Origin of the sequence: Pseudomonas sp. SF2 (genome assembly GCF_036858055.1) — a bacterium.
GTDB lineage: Bacteria > Pseudomonadota > Gammaproteobacteria > Pseudomonadales > Pseudomonadaceae > Aquipseudomonas.
Genome location: NZ_JAMBDI010000004.1, coordinates 18697 through 36573 on the forward strand (window position 1 = coordinate 18697; position 17877 = coordinate 36573).

The window sequence follows — 17877 nt, forward strand, 5'->3', positions numbered from 1 at the left end:
AGTGACAAATTGAAGAAGAACGTTCTTATCATTGGTGCAGGAGGTGTCGCCAAGGTGGTGGCCCACAAGTGCGCGCAGCATAACGACGAACTGGGTCGTATCGCTATTGCGTCACGGAACATCTCCAAATGCCAGGCCATCATCGACAGCGTCAAGGCCAAGGGTAGCCTCAAGGTACCCGCAGACATCCAGGCCTTCTCGCTCAATGCCCTGGATGTCGAGGCAACCAAGGCGCTGATCCGCGAGACCGAATCGCAGATCGTGATCAACGTTGGTTCCGCCTTCCTCAACATGTCGGTGCTGCGTGCCTGCATCGATACCGGTGCCGCCTATCTGGACACCGCCATCCACGAAGAGCCGGGCAAGATCTGCGAGACCCCGCCGTGGTACGGCAACTACGAGTGGAAACACCTCGAAGAGTGCCAGGCAAAGAACATTACCGCCATTCTCGGCGTCGGTTTCGACCCGGGTGTGGTGAACAGCTACGCCAAGCTGGCGCAGCAACAGTATTTCGACAGCATTGACTCGATCGACATCCTCGACGTCAATGCCGGTTCGCATGGCAAGTACTTCGCCACCAACTTCGACCCGGAAATCAACTTCCGCGAGTTCACCGGGCAAGTGTGGAGCTGGCAGAACAGCCAGTGGACCAGCAACACCATGTTCGAGGTCAAGCGTACCGACGACCTGCCGGTGGTAGGTTCGCAGAACCTGTACCTGACCGGCCACGATGAAGTTCACTCGATTTCGAAGAACCTCAACGTACCGAACGTGCGTTTCTGGATGAGCTTCGGCGAGCACTACATCAATGTGTTCACCGTGCTGAAGAACCTGGGCCTGCTCTCCGAGCAACCGGTGAAAACCGCCGAAGGCCTGGAAGTGGTACCGCTGAAAGTGGTCAAGGCCGTGCTGCCGGACCCAGCCTCGCTGGCCCCGGGCTACACCGGCAAGACCTGCATCGGTGACCTGGTCAAGGGCACCAAGGATGGCCAGCCGCGCGAAGTGTTCATCTACAACGTGGCCGACCACGAAGAAGCCTACGCCGAGACCGACAGCCAGGGCATTTCCTACACCGCCGGGGTACCGCCAGTGGCTGCCGCCCTGCTGGTTGCCCGTGGCGAGTGGGATGCCAAGCGCATGGTCAACGTCGAGGAGCTGCCAGCCGAGCCGTTCCTCAAGGCGCTGGACGTGATGGGCCTGCCGACCCGCGTCAAGGATGAAAAAGGTGATCGTCCCTGGGACGCTGAAGCCTAAGCAGCAAGACAGAGGGGCGCCATCAAGGCGCCCCTTCTGTTTTTGCAGGCCCGGCCTCTTCGCGGGTAAACCCGCTCCTACAGACCTGTGAAATGCCTGTGGGAGCGGGTTTACCCGCGAAAGGGCCGGCACAGGCTTACCTCTATTTCCGAGCCTCCAGGATCAGGTTGAACGGCGTCTGCGTCGCTCGCCGGAACCGGCTGAACCCCGCCTCCTCGAACACCGCCCGCAACCGCGCTTCCCCGGCCTGCGCGCCCAGCCCGAGCCCCACCTCCTGCGACAACGAATTCGGCGTGCAGATAAACGTCGATGCCGCATAGAACAAGCGCCCAACCGGTGTCAGGTTGCCCTCCAGCGAATCCTCGGCGTAAGGCTCCACCAGCATCACCGTGCCGTCGGCCTTCAACGCGCGGTAAGCATGCTTCGCAGCCCCCACCGGGTCGCCCATGTCGTGCAGGCAATCGAAGAAGCACACCAGGTCATGGTCATGCCCCGGGTAGTCCTTGGCGCTGGCCTGCTGGAAGCTCACCCGTCCCGCCAACCCCGCCTCGCGCGCACGCTCGTTGGCGGTGGCGATGGAAGGCCCGTGGTAGTCGTAGCCAACGAAGGTGGATGCCGGAAACGCCTGGGCCATGACCAGCGTGGAAGCACCATGCCCACAGCCCACATCCGCCACCTTGGCGCCCGCCTGCAACTTGGCCACCACGCCCTCCAGTGCCGGCAACCATTCGGCCACCAGGAAGGTGCGGTAGCCCGGCCGGAAGAACCGTTCGGTGCCGCTGAACATGCAGGGGTGGTGGTCGCCCCAGGCCAGCCCGCCGTCGCCGCGCATGGCCGCGACCAACTTGTCCTTGTCATGGAACAGCGCTGCCACCACCGCCGCACCACCGGCCATGTAGGCCGGGGAATCCTCCAGCGCCAGGGCCATGGCCTGCTCTTCGGGCAACACGAAACGGCCCTTGTCATGCACCATGTAACCCGAGGCGGCCTGGGCGCTGAGCCATTCGCGCACCAGCCGCGGGTGGCAGCCGGTCTTTTCCGCCAGCGCCTCGGGGGTGGTCGGCTGGCTGTCGGCCATGGCCCGATACAACCCCAGCTCATCGCCAAGAATCACGTTGGCCAAGGTCGCCGCAGCGCCCATGTCGCCCACCAGCTTGCCCATGAAGTCGTGAAGCCTTGCCTCGTCCATGACCTGCCCTCCTCTGCAAGAAGGCCATCGCCAGCGAGGGACATCCGCTCCGGGAGGCGGTGGTCGATTGAATGGTGTGGGCCTGCCGAGCGTTGCCCAACGCAGGCCACTTGTAAGTCTAGATGCCCTGATCAGAAGGCTTTGCCTGCCCAGCCAACTTTTCCAGTAGCACCTTGGCCAGCGCCTTGTCCGAGAACGGGTTCTGCCCGGTGATCAGTTCGCGGTCTACCACCACATTGGGTTGCCAGGCCTTGGCGTAGCCCATGTCGCCCCCTGCCATTGCCATGGCATTGGCCGGGTAGAACAACAGCCGCTGGTCCTTGAGCGATCCCTCGAACACCTGCTCCTCCGGGTCGGAGAAAATGGTCATCTTGTAGCCCTTGTACAACCAGTCTTTGGCTGCCGGCTTTTCACCACGTGCCAGCGCCGACTGGTAGCTTGCCGGATCCTGCTGGGCCGAGAGCAAGGCGATGGGGCCGTGGCAGATGGCGGCTGTGGGCTTGCCAGCCTGGTGGAAATGCCGCAGCAAGGCGCCCACGTCCGGGTTGTTGGCCAGGTCGATCAACGGCGCATGGCCGCCGGGGATGAACAGCCCGGCATAGCGCCCCAGGTCACCTGCCAGGACTTCTTTCACCGACAGGGTATCGTCAATGCCCGGCAGGCCTTGCACGACCTTCTCGATCCGGCGCATCTCCGCTGCATCACCGGCAAAGTAGCTTGGGTCGATCGAACGCTGGTCCACGCGCGGGGCATTACCCTTGGGGGTAACCAGCACCAGCTTGTAACCAGCCTTGAGCAACTGGTCGGCAGGCACGCCGAATTCGTTGAGGTAGTAGCCGGTGGCGTAGCGCTTGCCGTCCTGCAGTGGCAGCTGGTGCTCGCTGGACAACAGCACCAGCACTTCACCCTTGGGTGCGGCAAGGGCACCGGCGGCAAGCAGGGTGCCGGCAACAGCCAAGGCAAGCCGGGACATCTTGGTCATGCAACAATCTCCTGATCTGGCAAATAGGGCCTTCCGCTCACGTTGGCGGGATGCGTTCATGCTAATGGCAAGGCTATGATTCGATAATTCGAAAGCTCGCATGCCTGTGATCCAGAAAATGAATATCACCAGCAAGGACCTCAACCTGCTGTACCTGTTCCATGTGCTGTATCAGGAACGCAACGCCACCCTTGCCGCCCAGCGCATGGCGCTGAGCCAGCCCGCGCTCAGCCACAAGCTCAACAAGCTGCGTCATCAGTTTGGTGACCCCCTGTTCGTCCGCGCACCCAGGGGCCTGACCCCGACACCGCGCGCCCACGAACTGGCGCCCGAGGTAGAACGCCTGGTGGTGGGTCTGGAGGGATTCTATGAGCGCTGCGAAGGGCAGGATTTCCTCGCCCGCCCTGCCCGCCTGCACCTGTACAGCACCGACTATGTAGAACAGACGCTGTTGCCCAGGCTGCTGCCGATCCTGCGCAGCCAGGCACCGAACCTGACCCTGGTCACCCACAACACCCGTGGCCAGCTACCTCGCGAAGAACTGGAGAAAGGCACCTGTGACCTGGCCGTTGCCGGGTTCTACACCGACCTGCCAGAAACCTTCCACCAACAGCGCCTGCTCACCGAACACTTCGTGGTGCTGGCCTCGCGCAGCCATCCAGGCCTGGACAAAGGCCTGGACCTCGATACCTTCCTCGCCAGCGACCACCTGCTCACTACCCTCACCGGCGACCTCGATGGCCTGGTCGACCGCGCCTTGCGCGGCCAAGGAATGCAACGCCGGGTCGTGGCAGGCCTGTCGAGCTTCGTAGCACCCACGCGCCTGCTGCGCGGTACCAACCTGCTGCTCACCTGCCTTCGCTCGCTGGCCATCGAAGCCACCGAGCGTGATGACGACCTGCTCATGTACCCGCTGCCGCTGACACTGCCAGCAGTCGAGGTGATGCAGATCTGGCACGAACGCACCCATGCCGATCCTTTGCGGCGCTGGTTCCGCCAACAGCTTTGGCGCGTAGCCCAGGAGGCAGCGGCCGGCGCAAGTAACAATTTCTAAACAACAATGTGACATTTTTTTTCAGCTTTCTCGCCAAGGAGCTGTCAAATGAAGGTCACGGTTTTCGGTACCGGTTATGTCGGCCTCACCCAGGCAGTGTGCCTGGCACAGGTGGGACACTCGGTGTTGTGCATGGATGTCGACGCCGAGCGGGTCGCCAGCCTCAATGAAGGCCATTGCCCGATCTTCGAGCCCGGCCTTGCGCCGATGCTGGAGAAGAACCTGGCCTGCGGTCGCCTGCGCTTCACCACCGACGCCAGCGCAGCGGCCAACTACGCCAGGTTGCAGTTCATCGCCGTCGGCACCCCGCCACAGGCCGATGGCAGTGCCGACCTGAAGCACGTATTCGCCGTGGTCGACAGCATCCTCGAACATGCCGACGGCCCCAAGGTGATCGTCAACAAATCCACCGCACCGGTCGGCACGGTGCAGCGCATCAAGGCACGCATCGCCCAAGCCGTAGCCGATACCAGCCGCTTCCACGTCATCAGCAACCCCGAGTTCCTCAAGGAAGGCTCGGCAGTCGATGACTGCATGCGCCCGGAGCGCATCATCATTGGGGGCGCGGAACCCGCCGAGGTAGAGCTGCTGCGCGAGCTGTACCTGCCGTTCAGCCGCAACCGCGAAAAGCTCATGGTCATGGATGCGCGCAGCGCCGAGCTGACCAAGTACGCGGCCAACTGCATGCTGGCGACCAAGATCTCTTTCATCAACGAAATCGCCAACCTGGCCGAGCACCTGGGTGCCGACATCGAAATGGTGCGCCGCGGCATCGGCTCGGACCCGCGCATCGGCTACGACTTCATCTACGCCGGCTGCGGCTTTGGCGGCTCGTGCTTCCCCAAGGACCTGCAAGCCCTGCGCCGCAGCGCCGAGGCCGAAGGCTTCGAGCCGCAGTTGCTGCGTGCGGTGGAGTCGGTCAACGAGCAGCAAAAGGGCCGGCTGTTCAGCAAGATCCAGCGCCACTACCCACGTGGCCTGCGGGGCAAGGTCTTCGCCTTGTGGGGGTTGTCGTTCAAGCCCAATACCAACGACATCCGCGAGGCCTCCAGCCGGGTCCTGCTGGAAGCGCTGTGGGCCGCCGGTGCGCGGGTGCAGGCCCACGACCCGCAGGCCATGGAAGAGATCCAGCGCCACTATGGCCCGCGCGCCGACCTGCAACTGGTGCCGTGCAAGGAGGATGCGCTGCGCGGCGCCGATGCCCTGGTGATCGTCACCGAATGGCAGGACTACCGTGTGCTCAACCTGGACAAGGTGCCGCAACAACTGGCCGACCGGGTGGTGTTCGACGGGCGCAACCTGTTCGAACCCGAGCACATGGCCGCCGCCGGCCTGACCTACTACGGCATCGGCCGTGGCCAGGTACAGCCAGCATGCCCGTACTGATTACCGGCGTGGCCGGCTTCATTGGCTACCACGTTGCACGGCGCCTGTGCGAGGCAGGCATCGAAGTGGTCGGCATCGACAACCTCAACGCCTACTACAGCGTCCAGCTGAAACTGGCGCGCCTGCAGCAACTGTTCGGCTTTGCCAATTTCCGCTTCCACACCCTCGACATTGCCCACCCGAGCGAATTGCAACAGCTGTTCGCCGGGCAGGCGTTCAGTGAAGTTATCCACCTGGCGGCGCAGGCCGGGGTGCGCTATTCGCTGGACAACCCTGGTGCCTATGGCCAGGCCAACCTGGTCGGTTTTCTCAACATCCTCGAAGCCTGCCGCCAGCAGCCCCCCCGCCACCTGATCTACGCCTCCAGCAGTTCGGTGTACGGCGCCAACGCCAAGCTGCCGTTCAGCGTCGACGACCCGGTCGAGCAACCGGTGTCGTTGTATGCCGCCAGCAAGCGCGCCAATGAACTGATGGCGCACAGCTACGCACACCTGTACCGGCTACCGACCACCGGCCTGCGCTTCTTTACCGTCTACGGTCCCTGGGGCCGCCCGGACATGGCGTTGTTCAAGTTCACCCGCGCCATGCTCGAGGGCCGACCGATCGAGGTCTACAACCACGGCCTGATGGGGCGCGACTTCACCTACATCGACGACATCATCGAGAGCATCGTGCGCTTGCGCCTGAAGCCGCCACTGCCGGCTGAGGGGCAACCGCCCTGCCAGCTGTTCAACATCGGCCGAGGCCAGCCGGTACGGCTGCTGGACTTCGTCGAAAGCCTGGAGCGTGCACTGGGCATAAAGGCCCGGCGCGACTACCTGCCGCTGCAAGCGGGTGACGTGCTGGAAACCTGGGCCGACGTCGGCTCGCTGGCGCGCTGGATCGACTACACCCCGGACACATCGCTGGAACACGGCGTCGACGCCTTCGTTGGCTGGTACCGGGATTTCTACCGGGTTTGAGCCGTGCAATCACCACAAGATCACAGGTAGCCTCATGACAGATCCACTTGACCTCTCGGTACTCATCCCCGCCAAGAACGAGGTCGACAACCTGCCATCACTGCTGATGGAAATACGCACCGCGCTGGCGGCTGAAGACTATGAAGTGCTGGTGGTCGATGACGGCAGCAGCGACCGCACCCTGAGCGTACTGCAGCAACTGAAAAGCCAGGGTTACCCGCAACTGCGCATCCTCCGCCACGAGCGCTCGCTGGGCCAGAGCACCTCACTGTGGCATGCCGCCCAGGCGGCACGCGGACGCTGGCTGGCGACCCTGGACGGCGACGGTCAGAACGACCCGGCAGACATCCCCGGCATGCTGGCCTTGGTGCGCGCCAACCAGGGCCTGGCCGGTGGCGTCACGCTGGTGGCCGGGCACCGGGTCAACCGCCGCGACAGCGCCAGCAAGCGCTGGGCCTCGCGCCTTGCCAACGGCCTGCGCAGCCGCCTGCTCAAGGACGCCACACCAGACACCGGCTGCGGGCTGAAACTGATCGAGCGCGCGGCCTTCCTGCGCCTGCCCTATTTCGACCACATGCACCGCTTCATCCCGGCACTGATCCTGCGCCACAACGGGCGTATGCTGGTGCACCCGGTCAACCACCGGCCACGTCACGCCGGGGTGTCCAAGTACGGCAATCTGGACCGCGCCCTGGTCGGTATCCTCGACCTGTTCGGGGTCTGGTGGCTGATCCGTCGCACCCGCCTGGACACGCATCCCCAGGAGCTCGAAGGATGACCCGAGAAACCCTGTGGTTGATCATCGGCTTCGCCGGCCAGGCCGTGTTCACCGGGCGCTTCGTGTTGCAGTGGCTGTACAGCGAGTTGAAGCGACGCAGCGTGATCCCGGTGGGTTTCTGGTACCTGAGCATGCTCGGCAGCGCACTGCTGCTGACTTACGCCATCTATCGCCAGGACCCGGTGTTCATCATCGGCCAGAGCTTCGGCTTCCTGGTCTATCTGCGCAACCTGCAACTGATCGCCCGCCACCAGGAACAGAAGGAATAGCCCTTGCCAAGGTTCAAGACGCTCAGGGCCGAACGCCTGGCCCTGATTGCCCTCGCGGTGTTGCTGGTAGGCGCGGGCATCGGCTCGCGCCAGCCGATGAATGTGGATGAGGAACGCTTTCTCGGCGTCGCCCTGGAAATGCTGCAGAGCGGCAACTGGTTCATTCCGCACCGGGCGGCGGAAATCTACGGCGACAAGCCGCCGCTGTTCATGTGGACCGTGGCCCTGTTCAGCCACCTGACCGGCTCGCCCAAGGTTGCCCTGTACCTGCCGGGGCTGCTGTCGGCGGCGACCATCACCTGGGTGCTGCATGACCTGGGGCAACGCCTGTGGCACCGGCGCATCGGCGTGATTGCCGCCTTGCTGTTCCTGGCCACCTACCAGAGCTACAGCATCCTGCGCACCGGGCAGATCGACAGCTTTCTGTGCCTGTGGGTGGCGCTGGGTTTCTACGGCATGGTTCGCCATCTGCTGCTGGGGCCGGCCTGGGGCTGGTTCTACCTGGCCTGCGCGGCCATGGGCCTGGGTATCATCAGCAAGGGCGTGGGCTTTGTGCCGGCGCTGATGCTGCTGCCCTATGCCTGGGCGGTGCGCCAGCGCTGGCACGGGGTGGTGGCCATGCCCGGCCAGGGTTGGCGCTGGAGCCTGGGGCTGCTGTGGTTGCTGGCCGGTTGCGCGGTGTGGCTGCTGCCACTGCTGATATCGATCGCCCATGGCGGTGGCGCGGCGGAGCTGGCCTACCTGAAGGAAATCCTGCTGCGCCAGACCGCCAGCCGTTATGCCAATGCCTGGGACCATCGCGAACCGTTCTGGTACTTCTTCGTCATGGTCATCCCCAAATACTGGCTGCCACTGGTGCTGGCCCTGCCCTGGCTGGTGCCGGCCTGGCGCCGGCAGCTGCAAAAACGCGACGGGCGCTTCCTGTTGCTGCTTGGCTGGGTGGCGCTGGTGCTGTTGTTTTTCAGCCTCAGCAGCGGCAAGCGCAAGCTGTACATCTTCCCGGCGCTGCCGGGCCTGGTGCTGGCCATCGCGCCACTGCTGCCGTGGCTGCTCAAGCGCTGGCTGCAGCGCCGACCGGCTTGGCGCAGGGCGTTCACTGCCGTGGCCCTGGCATGGTTCGCGCTGTGGTTCGCGCGCGGCTTCGTCGAGCCGCTGAAGGAAGGCCGCAACCCGCATGAGACCTTGATGAGTGAAGCCGCACGGGCCACCGGCGGCGCCGACTTGGTGCTGGTCGACTGGCGCGAGGGGCATTGGCTGTTTGCCCGGCAACCCATCGTGCACTTCGGCTTCACCGGCCAGTCCAAGGCAGATGCGGCCGCCTACTGGCTGCGCCACAATCCCACGGCCTTTGCCCTGATCCCGGCTTCGGAACTGGGCCGCTGCTTCGCTGCCGACAAGGCACGCAGGCTGGGCGAGACCTCGCGCGCCGAGTGGTATGTGGTCGGCGCCGATGCCGATAATGGCCAGTGCCAGGCCACAGCCCCAAGTCACGTCTACCACTTCGCCTGGGCGCACACGCCCGGCAACCTGCAAACCGCCGCGGAGCACCCCGGGAAATGACCAGCCAGACCCTGCCGGCCCAGCGCCGGCGTTGGTGGCAGCGGGTAAACCGCTGGCGCCAGGTAGCCGCCGTGACGCTGCTGGCCATGGGTGTGCTCGGTATCGAGGCCGCCCGCTCGTTCTGGCCCCAGCAGCTCTACGCCCACCTGAGCAACCGCTGGAGCGGCGACACCGCACCCGGCCAGAACATCTGGCTACCGGCCTACCAGCTGGCGATCGACGCCAAGGTGGTGGAACAAGGCCTGGGCAACCTGTCCGGGATCACCTACGACGATGACCACGACCGCTTGCTGGCCATCACCAATAGCTACCCCATGGAGCTGCTGGAGCTGAGCAAGAGCGGCGACATCCAGGCCCGCTACCCGCTGGTGGGCTTCGAGGACGCCGAGGGGCTCGCCTACCTAGGCAAGGGTCGCCTGGCCATCAGTGACGAGCAGCTGCAACGGCTAAGCGTGATAACCCTGCCCGACCACCCGCAGCCAATCGACGCCAGCCAGGCCCAGTGGATCACCCTCGGCATCAACCCGACCCACAGCAACAAGGGCTTCGAGGGCGTGACCTACGACCGCCAGCACGACCGTCTGTACGCCATCAAGGAACGTGCCCCACGGCAGCTGTTCGAGGTAACCGGCCTGGTCGATGTCTTGAATGGCGGGCCCTTGCACCTCACCGTCAATGACCGGCGTCACTGGGTCAAGCGCAGTGTTTTCGCCACCGACCTGTCTGACGGCTACTACGACGCGCGCACGGGCCACCTGCTGCTGCTCAGCGACCAGGCGAAGAACATCAGCGAACTCGACAGCGATGGCCGCTTCGTCAGCATTCGCTCGCTGCGCGCCGCTATCGGTGGACTGGGCCGCGATGCACCGCAGCCCGAGGGCATCACCATGGACAATGCCGGCAACCTGTACGTGGTCAGCGAGCCGAATTTGTTCTACCGGTTCAGCAAGCCTTGAGCTTGATGCCTGTCAGTCAAGCGAACTGGGGCCGCCTTGCGGCCCATTGTCGACAAGCCACCCACCTTGTGGGAGCGGGTTCACCCGCGAGGAATTCCACGCGGTGCATGGCACCGGCTACGCCAGTGTTCGCGGCCGATCCCACAGGGATCTGGGCAAGCTGCCAGATTTTGCACAAGATACAGAGCCTGCGCTGTTTTCATCAATCCAACATCCACCCGGCATCGCCCTCCTCCAGCACACCACCGTGATCCGTCCGGTCACCTTTACGCGCCACAGCCGCGCCTTCGATCAGGAAATGCTCCGCTCCACTCTCGATCACGGCGCCGCACGTGGTCCGATCACCCACCCTGGCAACCGCCCTGCCATTGAAGGTGTACGTGGCACTGCCACTTTCTACCTGGTTGATGCCATGTAACGGGCAGACATGGCGATGGCCTACAAGTACGACAGGGTTCATTGGGCTTCTCCTTTTGATGGCCCGGTACGAGATTCACGGTCTATCTCCTCTGGCCAATGAACCTTCGGTGCCAGGCAGTGCATGTGGCTCAGGCCATCGTCATCGTTCCAGTCACGGGGTGGGTGGGCGAACTTCGGCAGGGCTTCGGGGCCTTGCTGCATGAATAGCCGGGCGATGGCCCAGTAGGCTTCGCCTTTGTAGAGGTCATAGGTGAAGAACACGCGGTCGATGACTTCGTTGGTTTCCGGGTTGCGGATCGACAGCATGACGTTCTCGATCAGGCCACCGTGGCCGGGGGCGTAGACTCGGTAGACTTCGGCGGTTACGTCGTCCCAGTTGTAGGCGACCGGTTTGACGCCCCAGCGTTTGCGGCTGAAGATGAATATGCGGTCATATCGAAACTCGTAAATATATATCTTTTGGCGAAGCCGATTGAAGCGAATTGGTTCATCTCTAGGGGCAACGAGATCAAGCTTGATGTCAGGAATCAAAACCCATAGTAGTGCTGGGCCGATAATTACCAATGATAGGCTCAACAACCAGTCGTACCGCCAATCGTCATATAACAAATCCCAGTACAAGTAAAGCGTCATTCCAAAAAGAAAAAGCAGACCCGGAACACCGATTAGGAATATAACGCCTCGAAGGATGGTGCTGCTCCGCGGCAACTCGAGATAAACATCATCGAAATAGTTGGGTGACGGCTTGACACTCGCCCACACTTCCCGCCACTTTGGCACTTCATGCACCTTGGGAAGGTCATGGCTCCAGCCCAAAGCACGCTCCCACAAAACTTTACCATCACGCTTCACTCGTTAATCTCCCTGACACAAACCTCAACGTAGCCACTTGGTAGGCTCCTATCCGGCCAGTACATTACCAACAGCGTAGCCGCCAAGATTGTGTGTTTCCCTGTAGTCGCCATGAGCGATATCGAGCCAGAAATCTCTAGCTGACAGAGTCCAGTAGAATAAGGTTTTCGCTTCTCGTTAATAGAATATTTGCGGTCGTGGTCGGGGATTCGTGGTGATGTAAAGCTCGAAAATGAAGAGAGCGGCGATAGAGGCTCTTCAGAGTTCGCAAAAAAATTGCCCGAAGCAATAGTTTCCCCACCATCGTAATCAGGGTGATTGCCGTCACCGTAACGATGCACTATCAATTTCCAACGATATCCCGAGGACCGCTCATCGTACATTGGCAAAGCGATTAATAACTTTAGCTTCCTAATTGTTTCGACACTAATCAAGCCACCGATTTTCGGAAGTCCTGGATCAGTTGCCAAGCGCGACTCAAAACTTAACTTCGCCTGAACGCCTAGCGTGGCAGCATTGAGTTCGGCAAAAGCGATATCCGCATGTTCTGGAGCATTCCAATGAATGCTCGGCTTTTCGTCTGCTTTTCCAAAGCAGCACCGCCTTACCCACCGCTCCAGATCAGTTGATTCATTTTCCTGAGCCCGTTTGCTTAGTTGATAAGCAGCAAGCGTGAGGGCTATCGCCAGTCCCAGCGGGCCGAAAAACAAGGGCTTGAGTACTGCAACACTAAACACCATAGTGCCCGAGCCATATAAGAGGAATGAAAAGAAGTGTTGGTTCCTCGCTGCATCATCACCCGCAGCGGCGGTGCGCCTCATGGCATTGATTGCTTGAGCCGTATCAAAGCCCCCTGCAACCGAACTCACCAAAGCACCAAGCCTTATCAAGGCTCCCCCAGTGACTGCGACACCCTTTGCCGACGCCAAATTCAGTGGACCAGCGCTTGATCTCAAAATGAGCCCAACCAACTCGACTTGCCCTCCCAGCACGCCCAACTGAGATCCTTGCAACGCCAACTTGGCCTCATACGCCTTCGGCCCAATCTCCGTTTCCGCCTTTTCCTGATTCCTGCCCAGGCTATCCTGCTGCAAATACAACCCGCCTATCGCCAGCAGGACCTCCCAGCTGCCAGCAATCCCGCGCAACCCGGAAAAACCGGTTTTTACCGATCGGGCCGCCTGCTGCGTCGTGATCTTCATCCCGTGCAATAACCTGCGCGCATCGGTTTCCAACGTCCCCGCTGCCACCGAGATATCCAGCAGGGCAAGCTGCGCCGCGCTGCTCGCCTGGGTCACCCCCATGTTGGCTTCCTTGAACAACCGGCCGTGCACCTCCTCGGCCTTGCCTTCGACCCACACCGTCACGCTGATCATCGTATTGGTGAACCGCGGGTCGAGCACTGCCAGGCTCATCAGCCCGTGCTGGATAATCGGCTGTACTTTGCGCATCGACTTCATCGAGCCAAACTCGAAGTCATCGATGTTGCGATGCATCCGGTCTCGTGCCTCGCTGATCGACGCATTGGCCTTGTGCTGCAACTCCCGGAGGTGGGCACTTTGCAAGGCGTAGTACTCGCCCAGCTTCATCTTCACTTCCAGCTCGATCAGGTGGACGCCGTTGTAGAGAAACTGCGTGGCGCTGTTCAGATGCCGCACAGCCTTCTGAATGCCAGGCGACAGACATGGCGCCAGCCGCTGACTGGCCGCATTGAGCGCACCCTGCGTTTCAGCAATGGCCTGCTTGAGGGTGTTGCGCATGCGCAGGCCGGCGTCATCGCTGGCGATGATCTTGCTCAGCATGCCGTAGAGCTTGTCGCTGTCGTTCCAGTTGATCGCTTCTGTGGCGGAGAAACTGGGCAGCAGCCCGGCCAGCAATGACTGGTCGCGCATCAGCAAGGCGCGGTAGGGCGGGCTGTCCGGATCCTGCAGCCATTTCAACCAGAGCAGTTCGCTGGTGCCGGATGCGGGAACATGCGGTTCAAGGCGGAGGACGACAGCTTCCGTAACGCCGCCACCCAGGCACAGGGCCATGGTCTTGGCATAGGCCACCCCGGACTCACGATCGTTACCGTCGTAGTCGTACGCCTCGGCCACCTTGAACATGGGCGTATCGAACAAGGCAGCGTACGCCTTTGCATCCTTGTCGATGAAACGCTGAAACTCGCGCTCCTGCTGCTCATATTCAGCCTGGAACGCGGCCCGCTGCGGTTCGTGGTAGCGCTCTTCAAGCCGCTCGTCACTCTCCTGCTGCGCACGCTCGACCAATAGCTGCCGCTCGACTGCCGGGTCGGTGAACACCGGCGACCCATCGCCCGTCATCGGTTCCAGCGACGGCACCTTCTGCGCCGCCCATTCCCTGTGCGTGGCACGAATGATCTGCAGGATCTGCGAGGTCTGCAGTTGATAGGCCCGCATCGGTTCTTCACGCCAGGCCTGACGCTTCAGTACCCAGTTCAGGCGCTGATGGTTGTACTCCTGAATCAGCCCGACGGTGTCGTCGAGCACCACCGCCAGCACGCCGTTTTCCAGCTTGTGCCGGTTGATCGCATTGACCAGATACCCACGCAGGGCGAACCGGCGCAACCAGCGGCTGTGGAAGCCATGCGCACTGTCGAAGGGGGCACAGCCATGCTGGGCATACTCGAACACCTGCTGGTCGACCCCAAGCTTATCGGGCGTCATGGCGATGCCTAGGAGTTCGGGATTGCTGCGTGCCTGAATCAGGTCCAGGCCCTCGAAGCGATGCGCAGGCGACGCGCCGCTCTTGTAGGCGTTCAGCACGCTCACCGGCCAAGGATCGCTGGAGAAGGCCAGCCAGGCGCTGGCGTACCTGCTGGTATCGATGTTGAGAAAGGCCGAAGGAATGTCGTGATCTGCGTTCACGCATTTTTCGGGCAGCGGCGAAGGCGGGCCGTCTGGCGGCTCATAAGGATTAAAGCGGCGCAGATGACCTTGCTCGCTGACGGCATAGGCGTGCCAGACCTGCTGGTCGAGCAGGACATACAGGTAGCCCCTGCGCAAAGTGCGCAAGCCGATCTTGGTCGAGATATGCCGGTTATCCGCCACGGTGGAGACACACCTGGGGCGGGTATCCGGCACCAGGGCGCGACGCAGCGGCAAGATCGGCAGGCCCTGCCGCTCGCAGGACATGCACTGGTCGTGTGGCAGCCCGGCTTCGGCGATCGCGAGGGCAATACGTTGGCTGATGGTCATAAACGACTCTCGGATTTCGGCAGGCATTCGATCAGTTGGCGCCATTGCGCCTCGGAGTAGCGGGCGAGCAATGCGGCAAGAGGCGCCTGACCTCTGGCAGCTGCGTCGATCATTTCGCCCACCACAGGTACGGTATGCAGCCTAGGGTGAATGCACAGGTGATGGAGAGCGAAGGCCACGATGTCCTCCATCTCGCTCAGGCCCAACCTGCGTGCATCATCGACATGGTTCGAAGCACGCACCGCAGCAAACGGTGGAATCTGACACTGATTGATATGCTGCGAACCCGCCCGCAACACTCTCCAGGTAGCCAGCACACGTTCGATCAGCCCCACGTCATCCTGAATTCGCCGCGCAGGGGGCGGCAAAGGGTGTCGCTGCCCGCTCTGCCCTTTCAGGCTTGCCAACCTCCCACCGCTACTCAGGAACAACCAATCACTGATCGGCCACCATGGGCCTTGTTCAAGCCGCTCGAACGTCGCCGCCAGCAACTCCAGACGGACGGGTTCGTAGACCGGGTAGCAGCCAAATTCCCGATTGGAATCGGGCAGCCGACACAAGGCCGTGAGATGGGACGCGACAGCGGCCGAAGGTGCCTCACTGAACAGCCAGCCACACAGGTAACGCCGTTGCTGAAACAACGCCCTCTGCGCTGCCCGGGCGGTCAGTTCCAGCAAACGGCGACTGGGGACAGTGCCGGGCGAAGCCAGGCAGACCAGTACGGGATGCAGTTGGGGGGCATGGGCCAGGTCGGCCCGGTACACACGGGCCAATGCCTGCTCACCCAGGGCATTGCGCAGCGGGGCAAGCAAGGCGTGGTCGCCATCGTGAGCAGTCGCAAGCGGGTCTATCAGCACATGGCAGTACAAGTGCGCCCGATGGTGGCTTTCGATGAGCCTGACCAAGTCATCAGTGTCCATCAGACCTTGGCCTCGCACTTGTTGCTGGCGTCAGGGGTAAGCATGAGTGACTGGCTATTTCCAGCCCCTGACGTAGCCGCGCTGGTTGGCCCCAGCAGGTCGAGTTTCAGCCCATTGATGGTGATGCCCTGCTCATCCAGTACAATGCTACCGCCCACGGTTCTGAACTCGATGCGCTCACTGGCGCGCACCTGATAGGTCGTCGTACGTTGCTCCATGCCCTGCCCGACGGTGACCTTTTGCACACCTTTGACGACAAGCTCGGCGTCCTTTCCGACAAAGACCTGGTGATTGGCCCCCGTTGATTCGCTACGGTCGTTGCCTACCTTCTCGATCAGGTCATGCTTGATGTCTACGCTGCAGGTTTGCCCGATGAGCTGGGTATGGTCACGCCCGGTTTCCTGGCGGAAGTCATTGCCGATATTCAAGTGCTCATCATTGCCGACCTGCTCGACACGATTACGCCCGACACGCGTGGTCTCATCATTACCGACTACGTTGTTCTGGTCCCGCTGGGCATGGATGAACACTTCTTCCTTGCCCAGTTCGTCCTCGAAGCGCAGCTCGTTGAAGCCATCGCCCTTGTGGGTCTGGCTCTTGATGGTCATGCGAGTCTTGTGTTCGGGCAGGTCGTACGGCGGCAACTGGTTGCCGCAGTAGGTACGCCCGGTGATCATCGGCTGGTCGGGGTCGGCGTTGACGTACTGGATGATCACGTCCTGGCCGATGCGCGGAATGGCCATCGAGCCCCAGCTGCCGCCGGCCCAGCCTTGCGACACGCGCACCCAGCAGGAGCTGAATTCGTTGTTCTCGCTCTCCCGATCCCAGGGGAAGCTGACCTTGACCCGGCCCCACTCGTCGCAGTAGATCTCTTCCCCGGGCGGCCCGACGACGGTGGCCATGTGTGGGCCGTCGATGCGTGGCTTGGGCAACGGCGCCGGACGCCATTCGATCCGGCCGGGTACCAGCACGGCTTCCTGCGAGTAGCGCGTTCCTTGTTCGGCTCCGGCAGCTTCTTCTTGCAAGCTGGTGAATTGGCTGCCCTCGTGATGTATACGCATCACACGCCAATGTGCGTTGAGGTCTTTGCGCGGATGTTCGATGAGGGTGAAGCTCAGCCCCGGTTGCAGGCGGACATCGTCACCCTCGACTTCGGCAATATGGGCGTCATGGCGCAGGGCCGTTAGACGGGTGGCGGTGAAGGGTACACCGACCGCATCGCGCTTGTAGCGGCCGGGGTAATCGAAGCGCTCATAGTCCCGGGACTGATGGGTGATGCCACTGTCACCTGCGCGGTGTTCCTGCCGGTACTGCGGATTGGTGAAGGTGTAGTCCCGCTGCACCTGGCGGGCGGTGCGCACCTGTTCGCTGTAACGCAGGCGGCGCAGGCAAGGCCTGGCCTGGTCGCCACCGCTGTTGGCGCGGTACAGCACCTGGTCGGGGCCGATGTCGCCTTCATCGAAGAAGACATCATCCTCGTCGTCGGCCTTGATCGCGCTCCGGCTGATCTGCCCCAGCGCCAACAGTCGGTCAGTGATGACCAGTTGGTGGTGTTTCGGCGTGTGCTCGAAGCGATAGACGAAACCCTCTTCACCAGCCAAGCGGGCGATGAAGTCGAGGTCCGTTTCACCGGCCTGTACGCAGAACTCGCGCACCTGATGCTCGCCCATACTCTTGATTTCGAAACGGGCAATGCCCTGGCGCTTGAGCATCAATTCGAGAATCTGCGGCACGGTTTTCTGCTGGAAGATGCGCCAGTTCGAACGCAAGCCGGCACGGGCCAGCACGGGCTCGACCAAGGCGCGGTAACGGGTGCGATAGAACCCCGTCTCACCCTGGCTGAAGCTGCTGACCAGGCCGTGCACATAGCGCAGGGGGCGCTCACCGCGCCAGATCGTGAACAGCACCGGCTTGTCGAGCAACTGGCCGAAGTCGACATCGTCTTCGAAACTGATCAACTCCAGCTTCAACTGGAACGGTGTGCTGATGGCTTCGTCGAATTCGAACGAAACCACTTCGAACTCATGCTGGCCAGCCAGCGGCTGGAAGGTAAAACGCAAAGCGGATTGGCTAGGCATGT

At 62.1% G+C, this 17877-nt stretch carries 15 protein-coding genes; 8 read left to right on the forward strand and 7 right to left on the reverse strand.

All coding sequences use genetic code 11. From position 1 onward, the window contains the following. The first annotated feature begins 9 nt into the window (after window positions 1-9). A complete protein-coding gene (locus M2S36_RS01375; RefSeq protein WP_021782415.1) occupies window positions 10-1254 on the forward strand; it encodes a saccharopine dehydrogenase family protein in 1245 nt (414 codons plus the stop codon). Window positions 1255-1396: 142 nt separating this feature from the next. Here the strand turns inward: M2S36_RS01375 and M2S36_RS01380 are convergent, their stop codons facing one another. Then, complete coding sequence (locus M2S36_RS01380) at window positions 1397-2443, reverse strand: class I SAM-dependent methyltransferase (protein WP_207834936.1); 1047 nt, start codon at window positions 2441-2443, stop codon at window positions 1397-1399. A 118-nt stretch (window positions 2444-2561) separates the two neighbouring features. After that, window positions 2562-3425: a type 1 glutamine amidotransferase domain-containing protein gene (locus tag M2S36_RS01385; protein ID WP_241106696.1), complete on the reverse strand. Its 864-nt coding sequence runs from the start codon at window positions 3423-3425 to the stop codon at window positions 2562-2564. 118 nt (window positions 3426-3543) lie between these two features. On the opposite strand from M2S36_RS01385, the gene M2S36_RS01390 reads away from it, so the two are divergent. The 7 genes from M2S36_RS01390 to M2S36_RS01420 are packed head-to-tail and all read left to right on the forward strand — an operon-like array spanning window position 3544 to window position 10390. Next, entirely contained in the window at window positions 3544-4479 is a 936-nt protein-coding gene (locus tag M2S36_RS01390) for a LysR family transcriptional regulator (RefSeq protein WP_333956577.1), read from the forward strand. A 48-nt stretch (window positions 4480-4527) separates the two neighbouring features. Beyond that, window positions 4528-5865 (forward strand): UDP-glucose dehydrogenase family protein, encoded by a 1338-nt coding sequence (locus M2S36_RS01395; RefSeq protein ID WP_063914818.1) that lies wholly within the window; start codon window positions 4528-4530, stop codon window positions 5863-5865. Beyond that, window positions 5853-6827, forward strand: coding sequence for an NAD-dependent epimerase/dehydratase family protein (locus tag M2S36_RS01400; RefSeq protein ID WP_333956578.1), 975 nt, complete (start codon window positions 5853-5855; stop codon window positions 6825-6827). The genes M2S36_RS01395 and M2S36_RS01400 overlap by 13 nt, the downstream gene beginning before the upstream one ends. A 34-nt stretch (window positions 6828-6861) precedes the next feature. Further along, a complete protein-coding gene (locus M2S36_RS01405; RefSeq protein WP_207834953.1) occupies window positions 6862-7605 on the forward strand; it encodes a glycosyltransferase family 2 protein in 744 nt (247 codons plus the stop codon). Next, complete coding sequence (locus tag M2S36_RS01410; protein WP_201201464.1) at window positions 7602-7874, forward strand: lipid-A-disaccharide synthase N-terminal domain-containing protein; 273 nt, start codon at window positions 7602-7604, stop codon at window positions 7872-7874. The genes M2S36_RS01405 and M2S36_RS01410 overlap by 4 nt, the downstream gene beginning before the upstream one ends. A 3-nt stretch (window positions 7875-7877) precedes the next feature. Then, entirely contained in the window at window positions 7878-9434 is a 1557-nt protein-coding gene (locus M2S36_RS01415; protein WP_333956579.1) for a glycosyltransferase family 39 protein, read from the forward strand. Next, window positions 9431-10390: an SdiA-regulated domain-containing protein gene (locus M2S36_RS01420; RefSeq protein ID WP_333956580.1), complete on the forward strand. Its 960-nt coding sequence runs from the start codon at window positions 9431-9433 to the stop codon at window positions 10388-10390. Before M2S36_RS01415 ends, M2S36_RS01420 begins: the two co-directional genes overlap by 4 nt. 202 nt (window positions 10391-10592) lie before the next feature. Here the strand turns inward: M2S36_RS01420 and M2S36_RS01425 are convergent, their stop codons facing one another. From M2S36_RS01425 to M2S36_RS01445, 5 genes are read right to left on the reverse strand one after another with little or no spacing between them, the layout of a single operon-like run. After that, a complete protein-coding gene (locus M2S36_RS01425; RefSeq protein ID WP_207834959.1) occupies window positions 10593-10850 on the reverse strand; it encodes a PAAR domain-containing protein in 258 nt (85 codons plus the stop codon). Then, window positions 10847-11662, reverse strand: coding sequence for a DUF6708 domain-containing protein (locus M2S36_RS01430; RefSeq protein ID WP_325176032.1), 816 nt, complete (start codon window positions 11660-11662; stop codon window positions 10847-10849). Before M2S36_RS01430 ends, M2S36_RS01425 begins: the two co-directional genes overlap by 4 nt. After that, entirely contained in the window at window positions 11659-14877 is a 3219-nt protein-coding gene (locus M2S36_RS01435; protein ID WP_333956581.1) for a T6SS effector BTH_I2691 family protein, read from the reverse strand. The genes M2S36_RS01430 and M2S36_RS01435 overlap by 4 nt, the downstream gene beginning before the upstream one ends. Next, window positions 14874-15797, reverse strand: a complete 924-nt coding sequence (locus M2S36_RS01440) for a hypothetical protein (protein WP_233687407.1) — start codon at window positions 15795-15797, stop codon at window positions 14874-14876. Before M2S36_RS01440 ends, M2S36_RS01435 begins: the two co-directional genes overlap by 4 nt. Continuing rightward, the gene (locus M2S36_RS01445) at window positions 15797-17875 is read right to left on the reverse strand and encodes a type VI secretion system Vgr family protein (RefSeq protein WP_207834971.1); all 2079 of its coding nucleotides are present in this window, start codon (window positions 17873-17875) and stop codon (window positions 15797-15799) included. The genes M2S36_RS01440 and M2S36_RS01445 overlap by 1 nt, the downstream gene beginning before the upstream one ends. Window positions 17876-17877 lie beyond the last annotated feature (2 nt).

What these genes read in the sequence shown, in the direction of transcription:
- M2S36_RS01380 (WP_207834936.1), bottom strand. Translation starts at nt 2,443, where the DNA reads ATGGACGAGGCAAGGCTTCACGACTTCATGGGCAAGCTGGTGGGCGAC.
- M2S36_RS01385 (WP_241106696.1), bottom strand. Translation starts at nt 3,425, where the DNA reads ATGACCAAGATGTCCCGGCTTGCCTTGGCTGTTGCCGGCACCCTGCTT.
- M2S36_RS01390 (WP_333956577.1), top strand. Translation starts at nt 3,544, where the DNA reads ATGAATATCACCAGCAAGGACCTCAACCTGCTGTACCTGTTCCATGTG.
- M2S36_RS01395 (WP_063914818.1), top strand. Translation starts at nt 4,528, where the DNA reads ATGAAGGTCACGGTTTTCGGTACCGGTTATGTCGGCCTCACCCAGGCA.
- M2S36_RS01400 (WP_333956578.1), top strand. Translation starts at nt 5,853, where the DNA reads ATGCCCGTACTGATTACCGGCGTGGCCGGCTTCATTGGCTACCACGTT.
- M2S36_RS01405 (WP_207834953.1), top strand. Translation starts at nt 6,862, where the DNA reads ATGACAGATCCACTTGACCTCTCGGTACTCATCCCCGCCAAGAACGAG.
- M2S36_RS01410 (WP_201201464.1), top strand. Translation starts at nt 7,602, where the DNA reads ATGACCCGAGAAACCCTGTGGTTGATCATCGGCTTCGCCGGCCAGGCC.
- M2S36_RS01420 (WP_333956580.1), top strand. Translation starts at nt 9,431, where the DNA reads ATGACCAGCCAGACCCTGCCGGCCCAGCGCCGGCGTTGGTGGCAGCGG.
- M2S36_RS01425 (WP_207834959.1), bottom strand. Translation starts at nt 10,850, where the DNA reads ATGAACCCTGTCGTACTTGTAGGCCATCGCCATGTCTGCCCGTTACAT.
- M2S36_RS01435 (WP_333956581.1), bottom strand. Translation starts at nt 14,877, where the DNA reads ATGACCATCAGCCAACGTATTGCCCTCGCGATCGCCGAAGCCGGGCTG.
- M2S36_RS01440 (WP_233687407.1), bottom strand. Translation starts at nt 15,797, where the DNA reads ATGGACACTGATGACTTGGTCAGGCTCATCGAAAGCCACCATCGGGCG.
- M2S36_RS01445 (WP_207834971.1), bottom strand. Translation starts at nt 17,875, where the DNA reads ATGCCTAGCCAATCCGCTTTGCGTTTTACCTTCCAGCCGCTGGCTGGC.